The sequence below is a fragment of the Bartonella sp. MU37NMGALS genome (assembly GCF_042194015.1).
Classification (GTDB): Bacteria; Pseudomonadota; Alphaproteobacteria; order Rhizobiales; family Rhizobiaceae; genus Bartonella; species Bartonella grahamii.
Genome location: NZ_JBHIML010000027.1, coordinates 1 through 8,243, shown reverse-complemented (window position 1 = coordinate 8,243; position 8,243 = coordinate 1). Strand labels below are relative to the sequence as shown.

7 protein-coding genes and 1 pseudogene are annotated in these 8,243 nt (G+C 38.3%); 1 reads left to right on the top strand and 7 read right to left on the bottom strand.

The features are described 5' to 3' along the window. Positions 1 to 465: 465 nt before the first annotated feature. From ACFIJP_RS08120 to ACFIJP_RS08100, 5 genes and pseudogenes are all read right to left on the bottom strand, one after another. A pseudogene (locus tag ACFIJP_RS08120) lies at positions 466 to 1,034 on the bottom strand (DEAD/DEAH box helicase family protein); the annotation flags it as partial. A 1,010-nt stretch (positions 1,035 to 2,044) separates the two neighbouring features. Continuing rightward, positions 2,045 to 2,317: a hypothetical protein gene (locus ACFIJP_RS08115; RefSeq protein WP_375626867.1), complete on the bottom strand. Its 273-nt coding sequence runs from the start codon at positions 2,315 to 2,317 to the stop codon at positions 2,045 to 2,047. Positions 2,318 to 3,102: 785 nt separating this feature from the next. Continuing rightward, positions 3,103 to 4,281: an MFS transporter gene (locus ACFIJP_RS08110; RefSeq protein WP_375626865.1), complete on the bottom strand. Its 1,179-nt coding sequence runs from the start codon at positions 4,279 to 4,281 to the stop codon at positions 3,103 to 3,105. Between the two features lie 479 nt (positions 4,282 to 4,760). Beyond that, a complete protein-coding gene (locus tag ACFIJP_RS08105) occupies positions 4,761 to 5,999 on the bottom strand; it encodes a DUF2087 domain-containing protein (RefSeq protein ID WP_375626863.1) in 1,239 nt (412 codons plus the stop codon). A 10-nt stretch (positions 6,000 to 6,009) separates the two neighbouring features. Next, positions 6,010 to 6,288: a hypothetical protein gene (locus ACFIJP_RS08100; RefSeq protein WP_375626861.1), complete on the bottom strand. Its 279-nt coding sequence runs from the start codon at positions 6,286 to 6,288 to the stop codon at positions 6,010 to 6,012. A 58-nt stretch (positions 6,289 to 6,346) separates the two neighbouring features. Here ACFIJP_RS08100 and ACFIJP_RS08095 point away from each other — a divergent pair, with 58 nt between their 5' ends. Next, the gene (locus ACFIJP_RS08095) at positions 6,347 to 6,496 is read left to right on the top strand and encodes a hypothetical protein (protein ID WP_375626859.1); all 150 of its coding nucleotides are present in this window, start codon (positions 6,347 to 6,349) and stop codon (positions 6,494 to 6,496) included. Here ACFIJP_RS08095 and ACFIJP_RS08090 read toward each other — a convergent pair. Further along, positions 6,490 to 6,684 (bottom strand): hypothetical protein, encoded by a 195-nt coding sequence (locus ACFIJP_RS08090; RefSeq protein WP_375626857.1) that lies wholly within the window; start codon positions 6,682 to 6,684, stop codon positions 6,490 to 6,492. The genes ACFIJP_RS08095 and ACFIJP_RS08090 overlap by 7 nt on opposite strands. A gap of 164 nt (positions 6,685 to 6,848) precedes the next feature. Continuing rightward, complete coding sequence (locus ACFIJP_RS08085; protein ID WP_375626855.1) at positions 6,849 to 8,096, bottom strand: MFS transporter; 1,248 nt, start codon at positions 8,094 to 8,096, stop codon at positions 6,849 to 6,851. Between the last annotated feature and the right edge of the window lie 147 nt (positions 8,097 to 8,243).

Sequence of the window (8,243 nt, the reverse complement as noted above, 5' to 3'; positions counted from 1 at the left end):
GCAGGTTCAAATCCTGCCCCCGCAACCAATGTTCCAAAACTAATAACTTCCATAAAAATCAAATCACATCTAAACATCACTCTGCAACCATAGTAGAACGTGAAAATATAAAAATGTACGTAAGCGAAAATGTTATAGAATAACCCTTCACTCAAAATTCCCCCTTTAGCTGTATAGGCTTAGGGCTTTTTAGAAATTGCGAGAGCACTATGGAAGAAGAATAAAACGTACAAACTGCCTAAAAAACTATAAAAATATGACAAGGGGATGGGGTGGCTTGAAAATATTCCCTCTCTAAAAAATGCAATGCCCCATATAGACATGCCACTTGCTGCTGTTTGTTCACAATAGAGTGCAAAAAATAGCGCTTAACCTAGATTCCTCTCAAAAATTCTCTGATGCCTCTCAAAGTAACTTGAAAAAAAAAAGCTCTTATTCATCCGTAGCTGGTAGTAGAAGTTATGTATCCATTGCAGTAGAATCTTGGTTTTTATCAGGTTTGCTAACTTGTGTATCGGAACAGACAGAAAAAAAACGTAAGGGTGGTTCTGTATCTGCTGTCATTCTCTTATCGTTTGGGATATTAAAAAGAGAGAGTACAAAAAATAAAATACGCTTGCCTTTCCCAGCAAGAGTTTCTGCTATCTTTAAGACTAGTAAGGTCTTTCTCGTCTTACACGCCATAATCAATTCGCAACAGTCTGCTTCTTTTAGAACCCCTCACAGAACAAGCTTTAAGCGCTTCTTGTTGATGATCTAAAAGCTTTTTCGGTTTTTTTTCTTAAGCGTAGCTTCTCCTTTTTCTTCAAAAGGACTCAAATCTATTTGACTGTTTTCTCAATCAAACAGATTAATCCTTTGAATCTGGATTTCTTGGACTGCAAAAATATGAGAAGCGTTATCACTCCACTCTGTTTCGAGTGCTATCGATAAGAATATGACAGGTGAGGATTTTTTTCCCACTGACTACTATAAAAACTATCAATATCTTCTTTCTTGATCTGATGATTTGTATTATAAAACTTACAATGCACCATCACTCATATTATATTTGTCCGTCTATATCACATCCAAGTTGCATCCTTGCCAAGCTGCGTTGCTATATGAGGAAAAGTCTTATTGCTACCATATCGTCCATTACTAGAGAACTTTCAAAATAAACCTTCATTCTAGATGGAGCATAATGGAAGCTCCATGAAAGCGGGACAAAACGTACGAGAGCCTAAACACCCGTAAGGCTATGACAAGGGGATAGGGGAAACTTAAGTCTTAAAGATAATTCTCAAGTAATCTAAGAGAATAAAATCTTATGGTGATTAAAAAAACTTCTTCTATCTCATTTGCTCCTTATTCCACCGTTCCAGATACTACTTGTTACAGAGCTAGAACGGTACTTTTGTCTTAAAGCCATACTTCTCAAACCTAAGGGTATACTTCTTCACTCAAACTTTCCCCTATATTGCTTTTATTAGAAGTGGGCCTTTATAAGAAGCTGCTTTTGTAAGCCTACACTACACAAAAGCATCCTCTTAAAAATCTGCTTTGGATGGTCTTTTGTCTTTTCAAACCGGGAAGAATATGACTTGAAGAAATTTTATAATAAAAAAATTCAGAGATATAACCGTCTGTGAAAATGTGAAAACCTAATAGATAATAGCTTGAAATAATGTCTTACAACTAACAGCCCAACCCTTACATAGGGTTTGTTCAACTAAAACTTAAGCTCTGTAATTTTTGCACTTAAAAGGCTCGAAGAAGCTAACCTAAAAGAGGTGCTGTTCTCTTTTACGCTTTTACCTTTCCTGTGAGCTTAACCACATATCTATGCGCAAGGTGTCTATCTCTGTCCTCTGTACAAGGAGATACAAATCAGATGATTTTTTACCCTACCTTAAATATACTTTTGTGCAAATTACTTTAAAGGTTGTGTTTTGTTTTATTCGAAATGCTTTTATGGAAAGGCTTATTGCGCTAAGAGCAAGGAAAAAAATGTGTAAGATTCCAGTGATAATGAAGAACCTATCTACGAAGTTATAATCTTAGCTTATTTAATTTTTACTAAATCACCATCAAGCACTATAGGATATTCAGTCGTTTGAAAAAAGGATTTTATTTTTTCAGAGCTTGAGGAGCGAATAAATTGAGATTTCTGCATAAAGCAAACATGGAAAAATTGTGATTTATTGATAATGTCTTTTATCAGATAAGAGGATGAGAGGGATGATAAAAGGGCATTTCTTTCAATATCGTAACGTGAATCAATAAACAATAAAACGCCAACACCGTTTTCAAATTGATTGACTATAATGCGTTGCATGGTTTTTCGCGGAAAGAGTGCAACCTTGAAGATTTAAGAGATTTGTAAAATCGTGTACAGAAATTGAAGTTCCCATAATATATTATAAAAAGTTAGTGTTCTTCCTTTCAGGTGTAAGGTATGGCCATGATAGCCACAATCGCATAATTGATCCTATGCAATATGAACAACATCACCTGTGGCGTGTTCAAGTAATGGTGCATCTTTAGGATAAAAAACAGAGACAATTAATTCATTATTTTCAGGATTTGACTTTACTTGAATGTGATCATAAAGATGATAAATGTCACCATCAATCTCGGAACACTGGAATCCTATTGGAGAAGTTTCTTTTGTGGTAAAGCTAAGAGGTTTAATATCTAATTCAGGGATTATGTCTTTTTTTTCGACACAGATTCAGCTTGAAAGGCTTCTCCAAGATAGAATAGGTTTTTTAGACATTTTAATTTTTGCTTCCGAGATATTGTAATAAGTTTATCCGCAAAACTTGGCAGGCATATGATGGTATCGATAGAGAATTCTTCGATAGCTGAACTCAAAGTCTCAAGATCAACCATAGAGGCAAATGGATAATATGTTACTTTGAGAAGGCGACAAATTTTATGTGCAAATAAAAATCCCCCCATAATCCTTTAAGCTGTGAGGCAATTGGCAATAGGGTTTACAGAGCAATCTTTAAAGACCGTTTCGAGCTTCTTTGCTGCAGAGTGTGTTACAAACTCATAATTGAGCCATTTATGGCGAAGTGTTTTAGGCACCCTTGTTGTGCTACTGGTTTTCAAAAATTATATGTGACATTGAAGTTCCTTATTTTTTTTAGTTTGCATGAGGCAAAGGCAAGAGGCAAAGGCGGAGATACCAACAATCATGCAAAAGGTGAAAGCGATGTGATTGTTGAAATGGCTGATGATCCATCCACTTGTCCATGAGCCGGCAGCTTGGCCAATATTTGAAACAACAAGGATATAACTAAAAAGAACACTGGCTGAGAGGGATGCAGTTGTTTTTCCTGCTTGATAGTATATTTCTGGAACCATGACAGATTCATAGACACTGTAGGCAATTAACGCAGTCACAGCGGTAAAGACGCCACCCATGAGGAAAAATGCAGCAAAACTTCCCGTAAGCCATAATAGGTAGAAAGTTGATTTATCAGAAAGGCTGAGATGTTTATTGATTATTCCTTGCCAGATACAAATACTGATGCCAACAATTGAAAAGAAAATTCCACTATAAGGGGCGAGATTTCTGTCAAATTTATTGAGAAGTGTTGTGGTGGTGATGAAAATTCCCATGAGGAATGCACAAAGCAAAGCCGTGACCAGCAAATAAGTGATAGAACGATTATGGATTATTGTTTTTAAAGAAGAAAGAAAAGGCTTCTTTATTTTTTTGTTCTTTTCAAGAGATAATTTTTTATGGGGGTAATGATAAACAATTTGAATGGATAAAACACAAAGATACAAACCAATGAGTGCAAAAAAAGCCATTAAGAAGGTCGATGCGTTATATTTTATGGCACTCGTTGCAACAAGAGGGGCGATAACGACAGCAGCGTTTTGAAAAAAAGAATAGAGAGTTAATGCGCGTTTAAGAGTACTTCCATTGAGATGTTCTGATAAAATTTCTCTCAAAAATGGCTTGGAAATTGCTTTCGAAAAAGCCATTAAGGTAAAAAAGATCAACCATGCAGAAGGTGTAAGCGATAGGATAATGCACACAAAAGCAATACTCCTTAAAATAAAGGCGGTAGCCATTAAGAGTTTACGCGAAAATTTTTCTAATAAACCCGTTGTGGTTACCATGAGAATGCTTTCAAGGATTACTGATCCAGCGAGATAAAAAGCAACATTGGCAGCAGTTATGAGAGAAGAGTTTCCAATCAGAGGGAGTACAAAGAAAAAGGAAAATTCAGAAAGAAAAACTGCGCTATAGATGAAAAAAGGAATTTTATTTTTGCTCATGGAATTTCCATAGAAGTGCTGTTAAATGATCAAATACATTTTATTGTATCTGTTGAGGAAGTCTTATGAGCCCTGTTTCCGCTGAACACATTTCGTTGAAATAGTATCTTTATTGATTTACCGGTCAGTCCACTGCAAGAATATTATTTTTTGTTTTTCTACGATGTTTTTAGAAATATCGAGCATGATCTGGGTTGAGCAACAACACTGTTCTCTGATGTTTGCGAAATAATCGTAAGATCATTGAGACCTTGATCCCATATCTTCTCTTGATGGTTTTGACTGTTTCTAATCCTATTTGATAACCAACTGACACCCCGCATTTTTGTTTTTCCCCCGCATTCTTGTTACTCTAATGTATCCTTTATGAAGGGGATGTACTAACCGCTCCATAGATTGTCAACATATGAATGAGATGAATGATTTTATAACCTTTTAATGAAATTATATTTTTTTAGTGGAAGGTTATTCATCCTCTTTTAGCGCATGCGTTGATATTTGCCTCCATGGCGTTGTAAAAACCCCTTCTCAACAAGAGTGCGTCGTAATCGGGCAAAGTCTACCGTAAAGAGATTGCATATCTTGGAAACTTCCGTTTCGCTATAGATTTTTTCCTTTTGAAAGGCTTCACCAATTTTTGATAGCATCTCTTCTGTTTCTAAATGGCGGTCGCTTAAATTTTCCCTATTCCGTTCATTTTTTTCTTCTAGCGCTTGCCATAATGTATCTCTCGCTTGAAATCCTTCTGTTGTGTTGTGAATAAGTCCGAGATTCAAAAGGCGATTGATGGATTTATGAATGGTTTTGGCATCTGAATCGACATGTTTGAGGATATCAGTAAGATTTTTTGCACCAAAGATAATGGCGGCATAAACAGCGCGTAGTGTCGGTGAGGTCATGGCAGAGATCAGCGAATTGCGTGTGCTGCGTTTGTGAAGTGCTTCTTTTCCCATGGGCAAAATATCATTTCGAATGGGCAGTTCATTGATTTCTATGAGTTCTGCTTGTAGCGATTGTGCGCGTACAATTTGTTCCGCAGAGGTGCGTTTGCGAATAATCCCCAGACCACTTTGGCGATATTTGTGGTTTTCGGGGAGTGTTAAAGCTTCATAGGAGCCATCAAGCCGGTAGAGAATTTCTTCCCACAAAGGGGTTCTGACACGTCGCACCCGCCGTGCCCCATTAAGCGCAACGGTTGAGGTCATGGTTGGTTCATGCAAACAAAGATAACCACCCGCGGTGATGTGTTCCCAAAGGGTTATAACAAATCGCACATCATCTGCGGGAGTACCAGCATCAAGCCAAGCAAAATCTATTGGTCCCCAAGATTTGAGCGTTTCATCATCGAGAGAGAAGAAATTCTCATGGATAAATGTTACCATATCTTTTTCAATACCGTCTTGAAGCAGTTTTTGCCATGCTTCTTCTGCTGATTGACCTTCGACTGTAAAATCATCAATGGTGATAAGCCGAGGTTCGTAATTCTCAAGGATTCCTGAAGGGTCAAGCAAAGCTGTGCGCTCTTCCCAGGTGGAGGATTCTAAAAGTTTTTTATCTTGTTGCCATGCTTGTTTTGCTTTTTGCAGTGCTTTAGCAATCAAGCGCGTACTATCATCAGCACCGATTTCAATGACTGTGCGCGGTCTTGCCATTTGAATAAGTGCATAAATGAGCTGTGCACTATTTTCTGTTCCCATGCCAGGTCTTATCAGCTGCATCTTTTTATCCTTATAATTTTACCAATCGTAGCATTCCTGCTTTTATAAAAAACTTTATTGAATCCTCTAGCGGATATTGAATGTGCATTGGTGTGGTGGCTTGCTTCAAGAGATGTTTTGTTTTTTCATGAAGCCGGATTGTACGCCCATTGAGTTGATTAATGGCAAGACTGCCAAGAGAAGAATCTATGATAATACATGTTGGCTCTCGTAAAAGAGCGGTTGCATCATTTTCTGAAAATGCTTTTTGATCTGTTTCGATGAGACCGTGTCGTAGCAGTGATATCAAAAGACTTCCAGAGGCAAGAAGAGTACTATAGAATTGTATTTCTCTTAGTGATTGGACAATGCAGCTTTCACGAAGTGCTTCAAATGTGGGAAAGTCGAATCCGCCAAATGCCGCTCCTTTTGTAGAAACGACGGTTACAGGTTGTATTTGCCGTTTTCCAATTAAAGCTGGTTTATTTCTCGTTATCTGTACGTCTTTTGCCTATTGAACGCGTGATAAAGGATTGAGTTCACGTGGGTAGACAGCGAAAGAATTGATGGCTATGGGTGGTGTTGGTTTTTGCAATTCAAGCGTGTGGATGTTTTCATTCAAGTCATGTCGTATATAGTCTGCCAGTTGCCACACATAACCACCTGTTCCATGGTAAAAATTTAAGCCTATAGGATCTTGTTGCATGATGTTATCGTTTTTTTTACTTTAAAATATCAAGTTTTGGGAACGGTTGTTAGCTCTTCCACACTAAAGAGTGGTTTATCAAAGTCCTATTGGGTTGGTATGGGGTTGCATGGGATACAACGATTTGATAGGGATTTTATTGAAATTTGATTGGGTGGTGATTGTCATGTCCTTTTGGGGTGTATGGTTTGCTTGAGAAAAACGCCTCGTCCACTAACCATTATCAAATTCTCTCTGTTTTTTTGTACGGCACTGTTCACAATAAAACCTAATATGCCTGCGATCATTGTGGCGATGCCGATGATAAACAGTGTGTATTGGGTATGATGCACTTTTACAAAGCCGGCTCCTAGAAAGCCAAGGCATACGGATGTCTGTATGATGAAGATATAGGCAGGCATTTGACTGTTTCGTTGTTCTTTGGGGATGGCTTTCATCATAAAACTTGCCATTAAGGCATTTTGCACACCATTGGCACTCCCAAGGATGAAAAATGATAGCATCATCAGCCATGTGAAGTTTGTTAAGGAAAAACAGAAAATTGCAAAGCCAATGGTTGCGGCAGCTAGTGATGCTCCAGCGGCATTGCCAAAATGGTGGAAAAGATTGGAGAAGCAGAGTGGACCAACCACTAAGCCTAGGCTTAGCATACTTGTGATCACCCCATAGGTTTCAGCACTAAACTGTAGCTCGGTGCGGATGCGGACAATCGACAAGACGTTGAGAGCAGAGGTGAGGATAATAGTGATGATGAGGGGCGCAAGAGCATAGACGACATTTTTTTTGCGCAAGAGACCCGCTAAATCTAGTCCTTTTTTGGTTTGCTGCGATGTATCTGTCTTTTGTGTATGAATTTTTAAACTTTTAAAACAGAAGAGAGTGATAAAGGTAGCAAAAAGAACCATGATGGAAAGTGCAAACAATCCTTTTTGTCCGTTTGATATTCCATACAATACACCTCCTAGAAGTGGTCCGGCAATATAGCCAAGATTACGAACTGTTTGGATAATGCGATTGATACTGTCTAATTGCTGTTCATTTTTTGCGAAGTCAGGTACCGCAACAAGAATAGCAGACCAAAAGATTGAACCAGCACAACCTAGTGCGAAAGAAAGGGCAATATAAAGCCAAAACTGGTTTGCGATTGCAGCTGCGGCTATGAAAAGCGCTTCAAACAATAAAACAACAGTGACTGTGTGTACTGGTTGGAAGCGATGCAAGAGGCGTGGTGCAATGGGTCCGGCACAAATTGCCCCGATAAGCCCTGCAAACAGCAGCATTGAAATAGAAGCTGTGCTTTCTGCTAAGTGTAGAGCAAATGTAACTTGTGCTGTTTCATCGGCAAAGCTGCTAAGAGACAAAACGAACAAAAGTCCCATATGAGCGAAAATAATGGATTTTTTCTTTGTCACAATGCTCCTCCCCAAGAGACTAAAGGTACAATTTTCTTCTGCGTGTTTATGGGATATCCCACGCTTTGTCTAGTTTTTCTTGATGATCAGTTGAGAAAGGAAGTTTTCAGAGCTCTCTTCAAAACAAGCACAATGCCTATTGGCAGT